The following is a 16,887-nucleotide window of genomic DNA, read 5'->3' as shown; positions in this document are numbered from 1 at the left end:
ATCGGCCATCGCCCGGGACCCGTCATCGGTTTGACACTGCCGGACGTTTGGAGTTGGTGCAGTGCAAATCCGCGCCCCGCTGCGCCTGATTCCGGATGACCGGCCATGCTCCTGATCCACGGTATCTGCCAGACGCATGGCGACAAGCTCGCGCATCGGACCCTTGCCGTCGAGGAGGAGATTCCGCCCGGCGCGATCTGGATCGACCTGCTCAACCCGACGCCGGCCGAAGACGCCAAGGTCGAGCAGCATCTGGGGATCTCGATCCCGACGCGGGAGGAGATGCACGATCTCGAGCCTTCCGAGACGATCTATGCCGAGGACGGCGCGCATTACATGACGCTGCGCGTCATCTGCCAGTCGGACACCAATGTCCCCCGGCTCGCCGACGTCACCTTCATCCTGACCGAGAAGGCGCTGGTCACGGTGCGTTATGACGAGCCCGGCGCCTTCAATATCTTCATGAACCGCGTCACCAAGCCAGGCGGTTGCGAGCTGGAACCGGCCGGTGTGATCGAGGGCTTGATCGAGGCGATCGTCGACCGGGCTGCCGAGGTGCTGCGTGGCGTCGGCGACCGAATCGACATGCGTTCGCGCCAGATCTTCGATGGCAACAGCGCCACCGTCGAGCAGGGCCGTGTCTATCAGGCGGTGGTGCGCAAGATCGGCCAGTACGAGCACATCATCTCGAATGTGCGCGAGAGCATGGTCTCGGTCGAGCGCGTGCTGCTCTACCTATCCGCCAACTTCAAGCGCACCAAGAAGGCGGCGAGTGGCTTCACCCCGGAATGGCGGGCCGCGATCCGCGACGTCCAGGCGATCGAGGAGCACGCCACCTTCCTGTCGAACAAGCTGCAGTTCATGCTGAACGCGACGCTCGGCCTGGTCAGCATCGAGCAGAACAAGATCATCAAGCTGTTCTCGGTCGTCGCCGTGGTCTTCATGCCGCCCACGCTCGTCGCCTCGATCTACGGCATGAACTTCGAGAAGATGCCGGAGTTGAAGTGGGAGCTCGGCTATCCGATGTCGCTCGGCATCATGGTGGTCGCGGCGATCCTGCCCTACCTGTTCTTCCGCTGGAAGAAGTGGCTCTGACCTGGCCGGCGCCTCGCGCCTTACGTAAAGGCGCATGATGACACTGCCGCAGATTCTGTCCTGCTCCCTGGTCGCCGCGATGATGGTGGCCTTCGTCTGGGGCAAGCTGCGCTATGACGTCGTCGCACTTCTGGCCCTGCTCGCGGGTGTCGCGATCGGCGTCGTCCCGGCCAAGGAGGCCTTCAAGGGCTTCTCTGACGACATCGTCATTATCGTCGCCAGCGCCCTGATCGTCAGCGCCGCCGTGGCACGCTCGGGCCTCGTCGAAACGGCGCTGGCGCGCATCGCGCCGGCGCTGCGCTCGACGCAGGCGCAGGTCGCTGTGCTCGTCTTCGTCGTAGCCGGCATGTCGGCGATCATCAAGAACATCGGCGCGCTCGCCATGATGCTGCCGATCGCCTACCAGCTCGCCCGCAAGGACGGGAAGTCGCCCTCGATCTTCCTGATGCCGATGGCCTTCGCCTCGCTGCTCGGCGGTATCGTCACCCTGGTCGGCACTTCGCCCAACGTCATCGTCTCGCGCGTGCGGCAGGAACTCGGTGGCGAGCCTTTCGCGATGTTCGACTTCACCCCGGTCGGTATCGGCATTGCGGTCATCGGCTGCGCTTTCCTGAGCGTCGCCTACCGTCTGTTGCCGAAGGATCGCCAGGGCTCGCGCTCGCTCGATCAGGCTGTAGACATCAAGGATTACGTGACCGAGGCGCGCCTTCCCGAGAAGGGGCCGCTCGCCGGCAAGACCGTCGCCGACCTCCGGAAGCCGGGCGATGGCGAGGTCGAGGTCGTGGCGATCCTGCGCGATGGCGAGCGCCGCCGTGCGCCGCTGCCCGATGCCAGCCTGCACACTGGCGACATCCTGCTCCTGCGCGGCGAGCCCAAGGCGCTGGAGCGCGTCATTGCGGCGGGCGAGCTCGAGCTTGTCGGCCAGCACCGGTCCACGCAGCGCGAGGGCTCGCTCGACCCGGCCCGCACCGGCGAGGCGATCGTCACGCAGGGCTCGCTGCTCGAAGGCCTCAGCGCCGCCGAGATCGACCTGCATGCCCGCTTCCACATCAACCTGCTCGGCATCAGCCGAGCCGGCGAGCGCATCACCGAGCGCCTGCGCGACATCCGCCTGCGCGCCGGTGACGTCGTGCTGCTGCAGGGCGACGAGGATCTGCTGCCCGAGCGCCTGCGCGAGCTCGGCCTGCTGCCCTTGGCGGCGCGCAGCCTTCAGCTCGGCAGCACGCGTCGCCGCCTCGTCACAGGGACGATCGTCGCCGCGACGGTGATCGTCGTCGCACTCGGCCTGCTGCCGGTGGCGATCGCCTTCTTCGCCGCTGCGGTGCTCCTGCTGGTGACGCGCGCGCTGACGCTGCGCGATGCCTATGATTCGGTCGAGGCGCCGATCCTGATCATGCTGGCGGCACTGATCCCGGTCAGCGACAGCCTGCGGGTCACCGGCGCGACCGATGTCTTCGCCGGACTTCTGGCGCAGATCGGCTCCGGCCTGCCGGGCTGGGGCGCGGTCGGGCTGATGCTCGTCGCCGCCATGGCGGTGACGCCCTTCCTCAACAATGCCGCGACCGTGCTGGTGATGGCGCCGATCGGCGCCGGTTTCGCCAAGACGCTCGGCTACAATCCCGACGCCTTCCTGATGGCGGTGGCGATCGGCGCGGCCTGCGACTTCCTCACCCCGATCGGCCACCAGTGCAACACGCTGGTGATGGGGCCGGGCGGCTATCGCTTCGGCGACTATTCCAGGCTCGGCGCGCCATTGTCGCTGCTGGTGATCCTGCTCGCGGTGCCGTTGATCCTCTGGGTCTGGCCGCTGCGCTGAACGGAGGCATATGCGGATGCCCAATCCGGTTTGGAGAAAATAATTCTCCTCAGAGCGGTTCCGTTTAGAACATCCTTGCTGTCGGGATGGCGCAAAATGGATGTGCTTGGCTTCCGGCAAGTTCCCGTGGCGCTTATATAAGCGGCAGACATATTCAGCCGCGTGGCGGCGATCGACGAGTTCCTATCATGACCACAGTGACATCCCGAGCCGGCGCGGCGGCCGCCGGCACCAAGCCGTTTTACGCCAATTTCGGCTTCCAGGTTCTGGCGGCGATGGTCGTCGGGCTCGTGCTCGGCTGGATCGCGCGCAATATCGGGCCGGATGCGGCCGGGCAGCCGAACGGGCTGACTGTCGCGCTCCAGACGACCGGCTCGATCTTCGTACAGCTGTTGCAGGCGCTGGTGCCGCCGCTGATCTTCACGGCGATCGTCGCCTCGATCAGCAACCTCCGGCAGCTCTCCAATGCGGCCGCTTTGGTCTGGCAGACGCTGCTCTGGTTCGCGCTCACCGCCTTCATCGCCGTGCTGATCGGCATCGCGCTCGGTCTCGTCATCCAGCCCGGCATCAATTCAGGCGCGATCGCCGCCAGCGCCAAGGCGCCCGGCTCGGTCGGCTCCTGGCTCGACTTCCTCAAGGGCCTGGTTCCCGCCAACATGCTCGGCCTGCAGGCGTCGACCCGGATCGACGGCGGGGCGGCGACCACGCGGCTCGGCTTCAACGTGCTGCAGCTCCTCGTCATCTCGATCGTCATCGGCGTTGCGGCGCTGAAGGTCGGCGAGCGCGCCAACAGCTTCCTCGCCTTCAACGAGTCGCTGCTGGCGATCGTCCGCAAGATCCTGTGGTGGGTGATCCGGCTGACGCCGATCGGCACCATCGGCCTGCTCGGCAACGCGGTGACGCAATATGGCTGGCAGACCCTGCAGCAGCTCTCCTGGTACGCCTTCGCGATCTATCTCGGCCTCGCCATCGTGTTGCTGATCGTCTACCCGGCGCTGCTCATCCTGCACGGGCTTTCGCCGCTGCGCTTCTTCGCCGGCGCCTGGCCGGCGATCCAGCTCGCCTTCGTCTCGCGCTCCTCGGTCGGCACCTTGCCGGTGACCGAGGCCGTGACCGAGAAGAGCCTCGGCGTCCCCCGGGAATACGCCGCCTTCGCCGTGCCGCTCGGCGCGACCACCAAGATGGATGGCTGCGCCGCAATCTATCCGGCGATCTCGGCGATCTTCGTGGCGCAGTTCTACGGCGTCCCGCTCGGCCTGCAGGAATATGTGCTGATCGCCTTCGTCTCGGTGATCGGCTCGGCCGCGACCGCGGGACTCACAGGCGCGACGGTGATGCTGACGCTGACCTTGTCGACGCTCGGCCTGCCACTCGCCGGCGTCGGCCTGCTGCTCGCCATCGACCCGATCCTCGACATGGGCCGCACCGCCGTGAACGTCGCCGGCCAGGCCCTGGTGCCGACCATCGTCGCCAAGCGGCAAGGTATTCTCGATCAGGCGCAATACGACCGCGCCGGCGACATCGAGGCGATCGACGCCGGCGCGCAAACCGCCTGAGGCGGGCGTGCGTCGGTTCTGATGCACGAGCATGATCCGATCAGATTGCGCGGCAATCTGATCGGATCATGTGTTCTCTATAGGCGCGAGATCACTTCGCCCGCTTGGCGCCGACCAACTCGTCCCACTTCCTGAACGCGACGACCATCTTGTCGGGCTTCAGCGGCAGCTCGATCGGGTTGTTGGCGATGAGGTCGGCATATTCCGGTCGGCCGAACTCGGCGATCACCTTCTGGCTCGCCTCCGGAGCCAGCGAGAGCGGCACGTTCTTCACCGCCGGACCCGGATAGAGATAGCCCTCGTCATAGGAATAAGCCTGCATCTTCGGCGTCAGCACATGCGCCATGATGTCGAGCACCACGGCGAGACGGTCATTGGGCAGGCCCTTGGGCACGCACATGAAGAACGCGTCCGAGACCCAGTGGAAGCCCTTCAGCGTCTGGATCTTGGCTTCCTTCGGGACGATGCCGAGCGCCCGCGGATTGATGTCCCAGCCGGTGGTCGAGATGATGATGTCGCGCGAGCCGTCGCCGAACTCCTTCATCGTCGCGCCGGTGCCGGCCGGGTAGTACTCGATGTACTGGCCGAGTTCCTGCAGATAGGCCCAGGTCTTGTCCCAGCCGCCGACCGGGTCCTGCGGGTCCTTGTCGCCGAGGATGTAGGGCAGGCCCATCATGAAGGTGCGGCCCGGGCCGGAATTGGTCGGGCGGGCATACATGAACTTGTTCGGATTGGCCTTGGCCCAGGCGAGCAATTCCTCGGCCGTGGTCGGCGGGCTCTTGACCCGGTCGGGCATGTATTCGAGCAGCGGGCCGGACGGGTAGTAGTTGACGACGACGCCGAAGCCGTCGCCCTGGACCTTGTGCAGGTTGAGCGCCGCCGGCTCGTAATTCGCCTCGATGTTCGGGAATTTGTCGGCGAAGTCGGGCAAGATTTTCTGCCAGAGCTTCTGGTCGAGGCCTGCGGCGAGACCGTCGCTGCCGGTCAGGATCAGGTCGAGATCGACCTTGCCGGCATCCTGCTGCGCCTTGAGCTTGCTGGCGAGTTCGGGGGCAGGGGCCTTCACGAAGGCGATGCGCGAGACCAGCTTGGGATTGGCGGTGCGGTAATCCTCGAACGCCCTCTGCATCAAGGCGAGCGCGCCACCGACATCCATGACGCTGATCACGACGGGACTGGTCGGCAGCGGCGGCGAGGCGGCGAGCGCCGGCCCGCCGGCGGCGAGCGCCCCTAAGCCGCCGAGCACGGTGCGGCGGTCGATGCCCTTGAGATGCTTGGTCATTGCCTTCCCCTTATTATGCCGCCGGTCAGCCGGCGGTCATGCGTCGTAACGGCGTTCCTGACCGGCGAGGCGAACCCGCCGGACGAAAAGATCATCCGACCACTCGACCTCGCCCTCCGCAAGCGCGATGCCGTAAGCCTTCAGGGCTGGCCGGATCGCGGCGAGCGCGTGGCCGGATGCCATGGCGAACGCCTGCTGCGGCGTCGCGATGCCCCAGGCGACGACATTCCTGATGGACTCGTCGAGGCAGAGCGCCGAGCCGGCGAGCAGACCTTCGCCCTGCCGCACCGAACCGTCAGGCATGCGATCGACGGCCATGCCGGCAAAATGGTAGCGGCCAACCGGCGCGGCGGCGGCCACCACCGCATCGGTGACCAGGATCGAGCGCTCGAAGCCCTTGGCCCGGATCAGCGCGGCGAGCGCCCTAGGGTGGATATGGATGCCATCGGCGATGAAGCCGGCCATCAGCCGGTCCTCCGCGAGCTGGGCGAAGAGCGGATTGGCGAGCTTGTGCAGCGTCTGCGGCAGGCCGTTGCCGAGATGGGTCGAGAGCGACAAGCCCGCATCGGCTGCTGCCGAGACCTGATCGAAATCGGCGGCCGAATGACCGATGGCGACGATCTTGCCGGCTTCGGCCAATGTCCTCGTCAACGCGACGGCGCCCTCGCGCTCGGCGGCGAGCGTCACCATCAGGATCGGCCGCGACAGGCCGCGTTCGGCCTCCGCGATCAGCTCCGGCCGCGCCGCCGTCATCGCCTGCGGTGGATGGCAGCCATGATAGCCCGGAGCCGGGTTCAGGAACGGGCCTTCGAGATGATAGCCCGGGCACATCAGCGGCCCGAGCCTGCTACCGGCCACGGCTTTGTCGAGCGCGCCGAAGCGCTCGATCAATTCATGCGGGTGGGCGGTGATGATCGTCGGCAGGCAGTGCGTGACGCCGGTCTTGAGCATCGCCTCCAGCGCCCGGTCGAGATCGGCCGCCGTGATCGCCGGGTCGTTGAAGTCGACGCCGGCGAAGCCGTTGATCTGGAGATCGACGAGGCCGGGCGAGACGGGCATCTTCGCCTCAGCCCTTCTTCAGCAGCGAGGCGGCCGGCGGATCGAGGAACAGAACCGTATTGGGGTGGCGCTGCAGGATCGAGGCCGGATGCAGCGGCGTGATCTCGCCTTCGAGCGCATCCTTCACCGCTTGCGCCTTGCGGGCGTCCGGCACCGACAGGATGATCAACTCGCTCTTCAGGATCTGGCGGATGCTCATCGAGATCGCCTGCTCCGGCACCGCGGCAAAGCTCTCGAACCAGCCCTCGCCGAATTGCTGGTTCCGGCAGGCCTCGTCGAGGGTGACGACGATATAGGGCTCGTTGGTGTCGAAATCGGCCGGCGGATCGTTGAAGGCGAGATGGCAGTTCTCGCCGAAGCCGGCGAAGCAGAGATCGACGCGCCGGCCAGCGATCAGGCCATTGAGGCGTTTCGTTTCGGCGGCGGGGCCCCCCTCGCCATTGACGAAGTTGAAGGCCGGCTTGACTGCGAGCGGGGCGAGGAAGCGCTCCCTGAGATAGCCACGGAAGCTCGCCGGATGGCTCTCGGGCAGGCCGACATATTCGTCGAGATGGAAGGCGGTGACCTTCGACCAGTCGATGCCCTCGGCGACGACGAGGTTCTGCAGCATTTCGAACTGGCTCGCGCCGGTGGCGACGATGATCGTCGCCTCGCCATGGCGGGCGATCGCAGCACGGATCGTCTCGGCTCCGAGCGCCGCGGCTTGCCGGCCGAGCTCGTTCTTGTCAGGGGTGATGCGGATATCGATCATGCTGCTCCTGCCGGGCTCGGCTGCGGCGTTGGTATACTACCATACCAGATGTCAGCCTAGCACGAGCGGGCGGCAGCGCACCTGTTGAAGTGGCATGGCACGCCGCTGCTTTTCGCAGGGGTTTGCTCGTAGAGGTTTCGCTGCCTCCCGGACCTATCGAGGGAGTTGCGCGATCAGGCGGGAACGTAGGTCAACCTGATCACGTCTCCGCCAATCCGATCGTCGGCGACGAGGCGGAGCGGCGGGCGTGGGCCGGCGAAGAACGGCATGCCGCGTCCGAGCACGATGGGGTGGAGGTAGAGCCGATACTCGTCGATGAGACCAATGTCGGTCAGGCTTTGCGCCAGCTCCGGCCCTGAAACGGCGATCTCGCCAACGAGCCGGGCTTTCAGTTCACGGACCACGGCCTCGACACCATCGGCAACGAGCGTGGCGTTCGGTCCGACCGACTTCAACGAGCGCGACGCCACCCATTTCGGCTGATGCCGCCAGGCCGCAGCGAATTCGCGCTGCTCCTTCGTCCATTCGGGGCGGTCTTCGTCCCAATAGCGCATGGTCTCATACATGCGGCGGCCGTACACGCTGCCGGCCAGATCGCGCACATGCTCGGTCCAGTGACAGAAGAGCGCGGCATCAGGCGCGGATGCCTGGAGGTCGACATAGCCGTCCAGTGATAGGTTCATTCCGAAGACGAGTTTCGCCATGCTGCAAAATCTCCAATGCAGCTTGAGGATAGCTCCAACGCCCCCCGAACGTGACAGGAGGCAAGGTCCGCCGGCCGGTGACGCCATGCTCTCATCATGCAACCAGATAATTGCATGATGAGAGCCTGCGTGCTAGCAACGGCTTATGGACTTCGATCGCCTCTTCCGGGCGCTGGCCGATCCGACGCGGCGCCGCATGCTGGACGAGCTGACGGAGCGGGACGGGCAGACGCTGTTCGAATTGCATGTCCGCCTGATCAGCTGGCACGGCGTGAGCCTCTCGCGGCAGGCGCTGTCGAAGCATCTGCAGGTACTGGAGGATGCGGGGCTGCTCCGTACTGAATGGCGCTGGCGCAGCAAGCATCATTTCCTCGAGCGCTCGCCGCTGCGGCAGATGTGGGATGTGTGGATGCGGCCGCTGGCCGAGCCGCCGGAGAAGGAGACAAACGATGCCGATCAAGATCGTCGTGACGAGCGTGCTGGTCGATGACCAGGAGAAGGCACTGCGCTTCTACCGCGACATTCTCGGCTTCGAGCTCAAGCACGACATCCCGATGGGCCAGCATCGCTGGCTGACCCTGACCTCGCCGGGCGATCCCGACGGCGTCGAGCTCCTGCTCGAGCCGGACGAGCATCCCGCCGCGAAGCCATTGAAGAGCGCACTCGTCGCCGACGGCATCCCGGCGACCTCCTTCGGGGTCGAGGACGTCCATGCCGAGCATGCGCGGCTATCGGCGCTCGGCGTCGCCTTCACCCAACCGCCGGTCCATCTCGGCCCGGTCACGACCGCGGTCTTCGACGACACCTGCGGCAACCTGATCCAGATCGCCCAGCGGCATTGAGGCAGCGTTTCGGCTCCGTCACCGCTCGGTGATCTTGAACTCGATCCTGCGGTTGCGGCGCCAGGCCTCGTCGTTGTTGGCGACATCGAGCGGCTGGAACTCGCCGAAGCCGGTCGCGGCGATGCGGTCGGCGGGAATACCCTTGCTGACCAGGTATTCGACCACGGCGACGGCGCGCGCGGTCGACAGGCTCCAGTTCGAGGGGAATTGCGGCGAGCGGATCGGCCGGTTGTCGGTGTGGCCGTCGACGCGCAGGATCCAGGGCAGGTCAGGCGGCATCTCGCGGCCGAGATCGGCGATGATGCCGCCGAGCTTGTCGAGCTCGCCGCGGCCTTCCGGCTTCAGCACGGCCTGGCCGGCATCGAAGAACACCTCGGACTGGAAGACGAAGCGGTCGCCGACGACGCGGATGTCGGGGCGGGTGCCGAGCACCTGGCGCAGGCGTCCGAAGAAGTCGGAGCGGTAGCGCGCCAGCTCCTGCACGCGCTGTGCCAGCGCGACGTTGAGGCGCGAGCCGAGCTCGGAAATGCGCGTCTGCGATTCCTTGTCCTTGGCCTCGGCCGCGCCGATCGCCTCCTCCAGCGCCGCAAGCTGGCGGCGCATGGCAACGATCTGCTGGTTGACCATCTCGACGGTCGCCTGCGCCTTGGTCGAAAGCTGTTTTTCGGCGTCGAGCGCCTTCTGCGTATCGGCGAGCTGGGCCGAGGCATTGTTGTTGACGGCACCGTCGAGCAACCCCTGGACCCGGCTGCGCTCGGCCTGCTCGCTGGCGAGGGAGGACTGCAGCAAAGCGAGCGAGTCCTTCGCTTCCTTGCCGGTCGACCGTTCGAGCGCGAGCAGGTCGGTGAGCTCGGAAAGCTGGCGGTTCAGCCGGTCAAGCACCGTGTCCCTGCCACTGATCTCCTGCGACAGGAAGAACTGGCCGAGGACGAAGACCGACAGCAGGAAGACGATGCCGATCAGCATCGTCGAGAGCGCATCGACGAAGCCCGGCCAGAAATTGACCTCTTCCCGGCGATGCGCGCGCGACAGGGCCATGCTCAGCCTTTCCAGCGATCAGCGTCAGCGATGCCGCAGCAGCATGGCAGCGTCATGACTCGCCCACCCGCTCGGCGGCGAGGCGCTCGATCAGGCGTTTCAAATCCTTCTCGCGCACCGCCTGCGCCTCGACCCAGTCGCGGATCAGTTGCTGCTCGGAGCGCATGTGCTGGACGAGGCCCTGGATGCCCTCGGCGAGATTGGCCAGCGCCTGCGTCGCCGCGCGGTTGTTGGAGCCGTCCTGCATCGCCGCCTGGAGCTTGTCGAGGCGCTCGACCAGGACGTCGCCGGACGGGCCGGAAACCGGCATCGCCAGCGGGATGGTCGCGGAATTCGCGGTGGCGGTGCCGAGATAGCCCTCGATCTCGTTACGGAAGCGGCGCTGGCCCTGGCCCACCTGCAGGTCGAGGAAGCCGAGGATCAGCGAGCCGGCGATGCCGAACAGCGAGGACGAGAACGACAGGCCCATGCCGGCGAGCGGGGCGGCGAGGCCGGCCTTGAGCTCGTCGAAGAGCACGCCGGCTTCCGCGCCGGTGCGCAGGCTCTTGATGACATTGCCGACCGAGGAGACGGTTTCCAGCAGGCCCCAGAAGGTGCCGAGCAGGCCGAGGAAGACGAGGAGGCCGGCGAGATAGCGCAGAACCTCGCGGCCGTCGTCGAGCCTGACCGCGACCGATTCGAGCAGGCTTGCCGCCTGGCTGGGGGCGAGGTTGCGCTGGTCCAGCGCCGGCAGCACGGGTGCCAGCGGGCTGATCACCTGGTTGCGCCGGATCGTCGTCCCGGACGGATCGGCGGCCATGCGGTTGGCGGAGCGAGCCTCGCTGTCGACGCGCCAGATCTCGCGCAGCGCCAGCAGCACGCCGACTGCGAGCGCCCCGACGATCAGGCCGTTGAGGCCCGGATTGGTCATGAAGGCGGTGCGCAGCCCGTCCTGCAGGATGAAGATCAGGAAGCCGATCAGCGCAAGGAAGACCAGCGCGCGGAGAAAATAGCGCAGCGGGCGGGAGAAACGGAACGCCTGCGGCCTATGGGGTGCCGTCGCTGGGGGCTCCAGCGGCGGGACCTCGGGGGCCGCCTCGTCATTGGCCATGCCTGCTCATCCGATCCGGTTTCGTCGCGGCGGCGACTGTCGCCTCCCGCCACGCTGGGATCAAGCCGAAAACGGCCTCGGTTTCGTCAAAGAACGGTCTTGAGGACTGCGCGCAACGCCGGCTCGCCGGCTTCGTTGCCGCAGATCACGTCCTTGGCCGAGGTTGGCTGCTTGCCGTCGAGCGTGCCGAATGTGCCGCCCGCCTCGCGCACCATCACCGCGCCGGCGCCGAAATCCCAGGTGTTGAGGCCGCGTTCCCAATAGGCGTCCATGCGGCCGGCGGCGACATAGGCGATGTCGAGCGCGGCCGAGCCCATGCGCCGGACATTGGCGAAGCGGCTCATCACCGCGCCCAGCTCCTTCAGGAAGAGCGGGTGGCCGCCCTTGCCGATATGGGGCACGCCCATGCCGATCAGCATATCGGCCGATTCGCGCCGGCCGGAAACGCGCAGGCGGCGGTTGTTGGCATAGGCGCCCTTGCCCTTCTCGGCGATGAAGAGCTCGTCCTTGGCGGCGTCGTAGATCACGCCGGCGATGAACTGGTTGTCGCGCTCCAGCGCCACCGAGATGTTCCAGTGCGGGATGCCGCGCAGGAAGTTGTGGGTGCCGTCGAGCGGGTCGATATGCCAGCGATTGCTCTCGTCGGTCCCGACGACGACGCCGCTCTCTTCCATGACGAAGCCGTAGCCCGGCCGCGCCTTCTCCAGCGCCGCGCGCAGGATCTCCTCGGCCTTGTGGTCGGCCTTGGAAACGAAATCGCCCGGACCCTTGGCCAGGACCTGCAGGTTCTCGACCTCGCCGAAATCGCGCTTCAGCGAACGCGACGCCTTCATCACGGCATCGGTCATCACGGTCATCAGGGGGGAGCGGATCATTGTCGAAACCTCGGGCGCCAGGAGCGCGGCAGAATGGAACAGACTATCAAAGAGCGGCGCCGGTTGCGCGGCGCGAATTCGGTCGTCACTTGCTCGGTTGGCTCGGCGTCGTCAAGGCCGTGGCCTCGATCCGGTCGGCCGCGAGGCGGGCGGCGCGGGTGCGCTGCTCTGGCGACAACCGCTCCAGGATCTGGTCGAGCGTGGCGTCGCCGAGCCCTTGGGCACGGGCCGCCAGATGCCAGGCTGCCGCCTCCGACAGGTCGGGCGGGACGGCGCGGCCGAACTGGTAGAGCTTGGCCAGCCGGTTCTGGGCGATGGCGTTGCCCTTGTTGGCGGCGCGGATGAAGAGCCTGGCCGCGGCGCGTTCGTCCTTGGCGATGCCATCGCCGTTGAACAGCATGATCGCGTATTCGACCTCGCCGGCGATCAGCCCGCTGGCTGCAGCCTTGCCCATCCATTCGGCCGCCATGCCGTCATCCTGCGCCACGCCGCGGCCGATCTTGTAGAGCACGGCGAGCGCATGCTGGGCATCGCCGAGATCGGCGGCGGCGGCGATCCGAAGGTCGGCGATAGCGCGCTGGTCGTCCGGCGGCCGCCCGGTCGCGAGCAAGGCGAGGGCGAGGTTGTAGTTGGCGGCGGGGTGGCCGGCGGCGGCGGCCTTCTCCAGCAGGGCGCCGCCGGCCTTCGGATCGCGCGTCACGCCGCGGCCTTCCAGCAGCGCCATGCCGAGGGCGAAGATCGCGTTGACGTCGCCTTTGTCGGCCGCAAGGCGGTACCAGTCGGCAGCTGCCTTGGGGTCGATGCGGACGCCGAGCCCCTGCCGATAGATCTCGCCGAGCAGCGTCATCGCGGCGGCGTCCTTGGGATCGGCCTCGAGCCGCTTCAGCGCTTCCGACTGGGCGCGCCGATAATGCCCGGCCTGATAGGCGCCATAGGCGACGTCCGGCTCCACCGCGGCGGCGGGGAGGGCGAACGTCAGGGCAAGCGCGGCGAGCGCAAGCCTCATCGCGTCGTCCTGCGGGCGTGCTGCGCGGCGATCGCGGCATCGGCCGCGGCGACCGCGGCGCGGATGTCGACGCCGTCGGCGAAGACCCATTCGCCGAGCGCGACGAATTCGGCACCTGTCTCGATCAGGGCCGGAACCGACTCAGCATCCGGGCAATAGGCGATGCAGGGCGTCTCGAAGATCTCGGCCCACCAGGATGCGCGTTCGATCACCGCCGGCAAGGGCGGCAGCGAGCCGTCCGGCCGCGGCTCGCCGAACATGACATAGTCGACACCGGCCTCGCCCATATCCATCGCGTCATGGCGCGAGCGCAGGCCCCCTACCCCGATGATGCGCTCCTGCTTCAGGCTGGACCGCGCATCGGCGATCACATCGGCCCCCTGGGTCAAATGGACGCCGTCGGCGCCGCCGCGGCTGGCGACCTGGGCCGAGGCCTCGACCACCAAAGCGACGTTCTGTGCCTGCACCGGCGCAGCCAGAGCCTTGACCCGTTCGGTCAGGCTGCGCTCGTCGCCGGGCGCGAGCCGCAGCAGCACGGCGGCGACATCGCCGCCGGCGAAGGCCTGCATCAGGCGAAAGGTGATCGCGCCGGGATCCGAGATCGGCGGCGTGACGAGCATCAGGCGGGTGCGGGGCGGGTTCGTAGTCATGATCTGGCGCGCAAACGGCCTGCGGCGTGATCCAATGTCAAGACCATAAGCCCCGCGACCAAGCTCCAGAAGGCAGAGCCGACGCCGAACAGCGACAGGCTGGAAGCCGCAACCGCGAAGGTGACGACCGCGGCAAAGCGATCCTTGTCGCTCCCCATCGCCTGGCCGAGCGCGCCTGTCAGTGAGCCGACGAGGCCAAGGCCGGCGACCGCAACGATTAGCGCCTTGGGCATGGCGAGGATCAGTGCGAGCAGGAGGCCGGCAGTCGCCGCAATGGCGAGCCAGAAGAAGCCGTACCAGATTCCGGCCTTCCAGCGCTGCTTGGGATCGGGATGGGTGTCGGCGCCGGTACAGATCGACGCGCTGATCGCCGCCATGTTGACCATATGCGCACCGGTCGGGGCCGTCAGAAGGGACATCAGCCCGGTGACGAACAGGCAGGAGGGCGTCGGCGGCTGATAGCCTGCGGCGCGCAGCACGGCAAAGCCCGGCAGGTTCTGCGCCGCCATGGTGACGAGATAGAGCGGGATGCCGATGCCGACGATCGCGGTCAGGTCGAGATGCGGGACGATCAGCTCGATATGGGTCAGCGCCACCGGCCCGGCCGGCAACGTCGCGGTGCCGGTGGCGAAGGCGAGCGCGAGACCTGCACCCAGTGCCGCGATGACGCCAAGGAAGGGATTCCACAGTCGCGCCAGCAGGAAGACGACGAGCAGCGTCAGCACCAAGGCCGGCTGGAGCTTCGTCTCGTCGAAGACGGCGACGACGAAGCGGAAGATCACGCCGGCGAGCATAGCCGCGGCGATGCTCATCGGGATGCGCTCGACCAACGCGCCGAGCGGGCGGAAGGCTGCCGTCGCCATCATCAGCGCGGCGGCAGCGAGGAAGGCACCGACGGCCGAGGCCATGTCGACGCCGCTCGCAGCCGCGATCAGCGCCGCGCCCGGCGTCGACCAGGCGCAGATGATCGGCATGCGGTGCCGCCAGGACAGGATGAGGCTGGCGAGCCCCTTGGCAAAGGCGAGCCCGGCAAGCATCGAGACGGTCTGCCCCGGCGTCGCACCAAGCGCCTGCGCCGCGGCGAGGATTACTGCGACCGAGGCCGCGTAGCCGACGAAGACGGCGACGAAAGCGGAGAAGAGCTGCGACATCAGCCGCCCTGCTGATCCCAGGCGGTCGGCCAGGTTTCCGCCAGCGTCGCGCCGAGACGCACCGGCCAGGCCGCCTTGGCGAGCCCGGTCCTGTCGTCGGTCTCGACGGCGATGCCCGACAGCGTGCCCTCGCCGAGCGCCGGCTCGAGCCGCGAGCCCGGCGTCTTCTGCAGGAAGCGGCGGATCGACTCTTCCTTCTGCATGCCGAGGATCGAGTCATAGTCGCCGCACATGCCGGCATCGCTCTGGTAGGCGGTGCCGGCCGGCAGTACGCGCGTATCCGAAGTCGGGACATGGGTATGGGTGCCGACGACGAGGCTGGCGCGGCCATCGAGATAATAGGCCATGGCGAGCTTCTCGCTGGTCGCCTCGGCATGGACATCGACGATGACTGCGTCGGCCGCCTCGCGCAGCGGGCAGGCGGCGAGCTCGCGATCGAGCGCCGCGAAGGGATCGTCGAGCGCGTCCATGAACAGCCGGCCCATGACGTTGACGACGAGGACGCGAGCGCCGTTACGCGCCTCGATCACGGTCGCGCCACGGCCGGGCGTGCCGGGCGGGTAGTTCGCCGGACGGATCAGGCGCGGCTGGCGCTCGATGAAGACCAGCGCCTCGCGCTGGTCCCAGGAGTGGTTGCCGAGGGTGACGACATCGGCGCCGGCGGCAAGGGTCTCGTCGCAGATCGCCTCGGTGATGCCGAAGCCGCCGGCGGCGTTCTCGCCGTTGATCACGACGCAATCGAGCTTCCAGCGCTCGCGCAGGCCGGGCAGGCGATCCTGGACGGCGAGGCGGCCGGCGCGCCCGACGATGTCGCCGAGAAAGAGTAGACGCATGTCACTATCCAACGATTGGACCGCCATATCGCGGCCCGTCTTGTCGCACTTTCACAGACGCTGGTCCCGGCTTTCCCCAGGCCGCGCGGTACGACTTTGCGGGTTGGAAGAAAACACGGTGGGACAACTGCGTCTTGAATGAAAGGCGCGCCTGCTAATGACGTGATCGCCGCAGCGAAATCAACCGCAGCGGATCGTCTCGTCCTGCGTGACGACCCAGTCGAGACGGCGATCATGCGCCTCGGCGGGGACGGCCTCGATCTCCTGCGCGGCATAGGCGATGCCGATGGTGGCGATCGGTTCGAGCTCGGTGATGGCGCGGTCGTAATAGCCCTTGCCGTAGCCGATGCGGTAGCCGCGCCGGTCGAAGGCGGCGAGCGGCACGATCAGGATCGCCGGCCTGACCTCCGGCTGCTCGGGAGCCGGCACCAGGGTGCCGAAACCGCCGGGGACGATGGGCTCCCAGGGCGCCCAGCGCCGGAAGTGCATGTGCTTCTCGACGATCGCCGGCAGGCAGAGCGGCAGGCCGCGCTCGTGCAGGGCTTCCAGGATCGGGCGCGGATCGGCCTCCGACCGCATCGGCCAATAGGCCGAGACCGACCCTTCCTTGAACACTGGGAGCGCCAGCACGCGCGCGACGATAGCCTCGTCCCAGAGCAGGCGGTCGTCGAGTTCGAGGGCGTCGCGCCGGGCCAGCGCCTCGGCTCGCAACGCCGCCTTGCGGGGAGAGGGAGTGTGAGAGACGGCATCGGTCATCTGAAGTGCGGAGCCACCTTGGCCGTGGAGATTTCGATCCCGGGACACCTACAAAGTAGGTGGGCGCCGTGTGTCCGGGTCCAGGGACCCGGTCAGGGACAGCTCCCTAGGGAGTCGTATGGGCCCGGGAATACATAACTCGCACGCACCAGGCAGCCCCGCCGAGACAAGGTAGGACGCATGCCGGCAAAGCGCCAGAGGCGTTTGGTGGAAGGTGCGGGAATTTCGTGCGGTTGGCAGGCTTGCTGATCACCTGCCAATCTCCTCACGGGTCGTCCCGGGCGACCGCAGGGAGATCCGGGATCCATTCCGGAACCCATATCGGAGAAGCTCCGGAATGGATCCCGGATCTCCGCTTCGCTGCGTCCGGGATGACCAAGAAC

17 protein-coding genes and 1 other RNA gene are annotated in these 16,887 nt (G+C 67.3%); 5 read left to right on the top strand and 13 right to left on the bottom strand.

All coding sequences use genetic code 11. The annotated features are described in order from the left end of the window. Positions 1 to 105: 105 nt before the first annotated feature. From ASE66_RS00375 to ASE66_RS00365, 3 genes are all read left to right on the top strand, one after another. A complete protein-coding gene (locus ASE66_RS00375) occupies positions 106 to 1,095 on the top strand; it encodes a magnesium transporter CorA family protein (protein ID WP_057187597.1) in 990 nt (329 codons plus the stop codon). Positions 1,096 to 1,132: 37 nt separating this feature from the next. Then, positions 1,133 to 2,911: an SLC13 family permease gene (locus ASE66_RS00370; RefSeq protein ID WP_057188617.1), complete on the top strand. Its 1,779-nt coding sequence runs from the start codon at positions 1,133 to 1,135 to the stop codon at positions 2,909 to 2,911. Between the two features lie 188 nt (positions 2,912 to 3,099). Further along, positions 3,100 to 4,467, top strand: a complete 1,368-nt coding sequence (locus tag ASE66_RS00365; RefSeq protein WP_057187596.1) for a dicarboxylate/amino acid:cation symporter — start codon at positions 3,100 to 3,102, stop codon at positions 4,465 to 4,467. 91 nt (positions 4,468 to 4,558) lie between these two features. Here ASE66_RS00365 and ASE66_RS00360 read toward each other — a convergent pair whose 3' ends face one another. From ASE66_RS00360 to ASE66_RS00345, 4 genes are all read right to left on the bottom strand, one after another. Next, a complete protein-coding gene (locus tag ASE66_RS00360) occupies positions 4,559 to 5,749 on the bottom strand; it encodes an ABC transporter substrate-binding protein (protein ID WP_057187595.1) in 1,191 nt (396 codons plus the stop codon). Positions 5,750 to 5,785: 36 nt separating this feature from the next. Next, a complete protein-coding gene (locus ASE66_RS00355) occupies positions 5,786 to 6,808 on the bottom strand; it encodes an N-acetylglucosamine-6-phosphate deacetylase (RefSeq protein ID WP_057187594.1) in 1,023 nt (340 codons plus the stop codon). 7 nt (positions 6,809 to 6,815) lie between these two features. Beyond that, positions 6,816 to 7,559: a glucosamine-6-phosphate deaminase gene (locus ASE66_RS00350; protein ID WP_057187593.1), complete on the bottom strand. Its 744-nt coding sequence runs from the start codon at positions 7,557 to 7,559 to the stop codon at positions 6,816 to 6,818. A gap of 173 nt (positions 7,560 to 7,732) precedes the next feature. Beyond that, positions 7,733 to 8,263: a dihydrofolate reductase family protein gene (locus ASE66_RS00345; protein WP_057187592.1), complete on the bottom strand. Its 531-nt coding sequence runs from the start codon at positions 8,261 to 8,263 to the stop codon at positions 7,733 to 7,735. Between the two features lie 145 nt (positions 8,264 to 8,408). Here ASE66_RS00345 and ASE66_RS00340 point away from each other — a divergent pair, with 145 nt between their 5' ends. Both ASE66_RS00340 and ASE66_RS00335 read left to right on the top strand, forming a co-directional pair. Continuing rightward, positions 8,409 to 8,753, top strand: a complete 345-nt coding sequence (locus ASE66_RS00340) for an ArsR/SmtB family transcription factor (RefSeq protein WP_057187591.1) — start codon at positions 8,409 to 8,411, stop codon at positions 8,751 to 8,753. Next, a complete protein-coding gene (locus ASE66_RS00335; protein ID WP_274532914.1) occupies positions 8,713 to 9,105 on the top strand; it encodes a VOC family protein in 393 nt (130 codons plus the stop codon). The genes ASE66_RS00340 and ASE66_RS00335 overlap by 41 nt, the downstream gene beginning before the upstream one ends. An 18-nt stretch (positions 9,106 to 9,123) precedes the next feature. On the opposite strand, the gene ASE66_RS00330 is transcribed toward ASE66_RS00335, so the two are convergent. The 9 genes from ASE66_RS00330 to ssrS form a co-directional block, all read right to left on the bottom strand. After that, positions 9,124 to 10,143, bottom strand: coding sequence for a peptidoglycan -binding protein (locus ASE66_RS00330; protein ID WP_057187590.1), 1,020 nt, complete (start codon positions 10,141 to 10,143; stop codon positions 9,124 to 9,126). A gap of 52 nt (positions 10,144 to 10,195) precedes the next feature. Next, the gene (locus ASE66_RS00325) at positions 10,196 to 11,233 is read right to left on the bottom strand and encodes a hypothetical protein (RefSeq protein ID WP_082613116.1); all 1,038 of its coding nucleotides are present in this window, start codon (positions 11,231 to 11,233) and stop codon (positions 10,196 to 10,198) included. A gap of 86 nt (positions 11,234 to 11,319) precedes the next feature. Then, entirely contained in the window at positions 11,320 to 12,108 is a 789-nt protein-coding gene (locus ASE66_RS00320) for an inositol monophosphatase family protein (RefSeq protein ID WP_057187589.1), read from the bottom strand. Positions 12,109 to 12,193: 85 nt separating this feature from the next. Continuing rightward, a complete protein-coding gene (locus ASE66_RS00315; RefSeq protein WP_057187588.1) occupies positions 12,194 to 13,114 on the bottom strand; it encodes a tetratricopeptide repeat protein in 921 nt (306 codons plus the stop codon). Next, positions 13,111 to 13,764: a thiamine phosphate synthase gene (locus ASE66_RS00310; protein ID WP_057187587.1), complete on the bottom strand. Its 654-nt coding sequence runs from the start codon at positions 13,762 to 13,764 to the stop codon at positions 13,111 to 13,113. The genes ASE66_RS00315 and ASE66_RS00310 overlap by 4 nt, the downstream gene beginning before the upstream one ends. After that, positions 13,761 to 14,915 (bottom strand): benzoate/H(+) symporter BenE family transporter, encoded by a 1,155-nt coding sequence (locus ASE66_RS00305; RefSeq protein ID WP_057187586.1) that lies wholly within the window; start codon positions 14,913 to 14,915, stop codon positions 13,761 to 13,763. The genes ASE66_RS00310 and ASE66_RS00305 overlap by 4 nt, the downstream gene beginning before the upstream one ends. Continuing rightward, a complete protein-coding gene (locus tag ASE66_RS00300) occupies positions 14,915 to 15,748 on the bottom strand; it encodes a TIGR00282 family metallophosphoesterase (RefSeq protein ID WP_057187585.1) in 834 nt (277 codons plus the stop codon). Before ASE66_RS00300 ends, ASE66_RS00305 begins: the two co-directional genes overlap by 1 nt. Before the next feature lie 180 nt (positions 15,749 to 15,928). Beyond that, entirely contained in the window at positions 15,929 to 16,504 is a 576-nt protein-coding gene (locus ASE66_RS00295; protein ID WP_057187584.1) for a 5-formyltetrahydrofolate cyclo-ligase, read from the bottom strand. Between the two features lie 6 nt (positions 16,505 to 16,510). Next, positions 16,511 to 16,666: non-coding RNA, 6S RNA (ssrS, locus tag ASE66_RS31200), on the bottom strand. Positions 16,667 to 16,887: the final 221 nt, after the last annotated feature.

Source organism: Allobosea sp. Root483D1 (genome assembly GCF_001429505.1).
Classification (GTDB): Bacteria; Pseudomonadota; Alphaproteobacteria; order Rhizobiales; family Beijerinckiaceae; genus Allobosea.
This window is presented reverse-complemented; position numbering and strand designations above follow the sequence as displayed.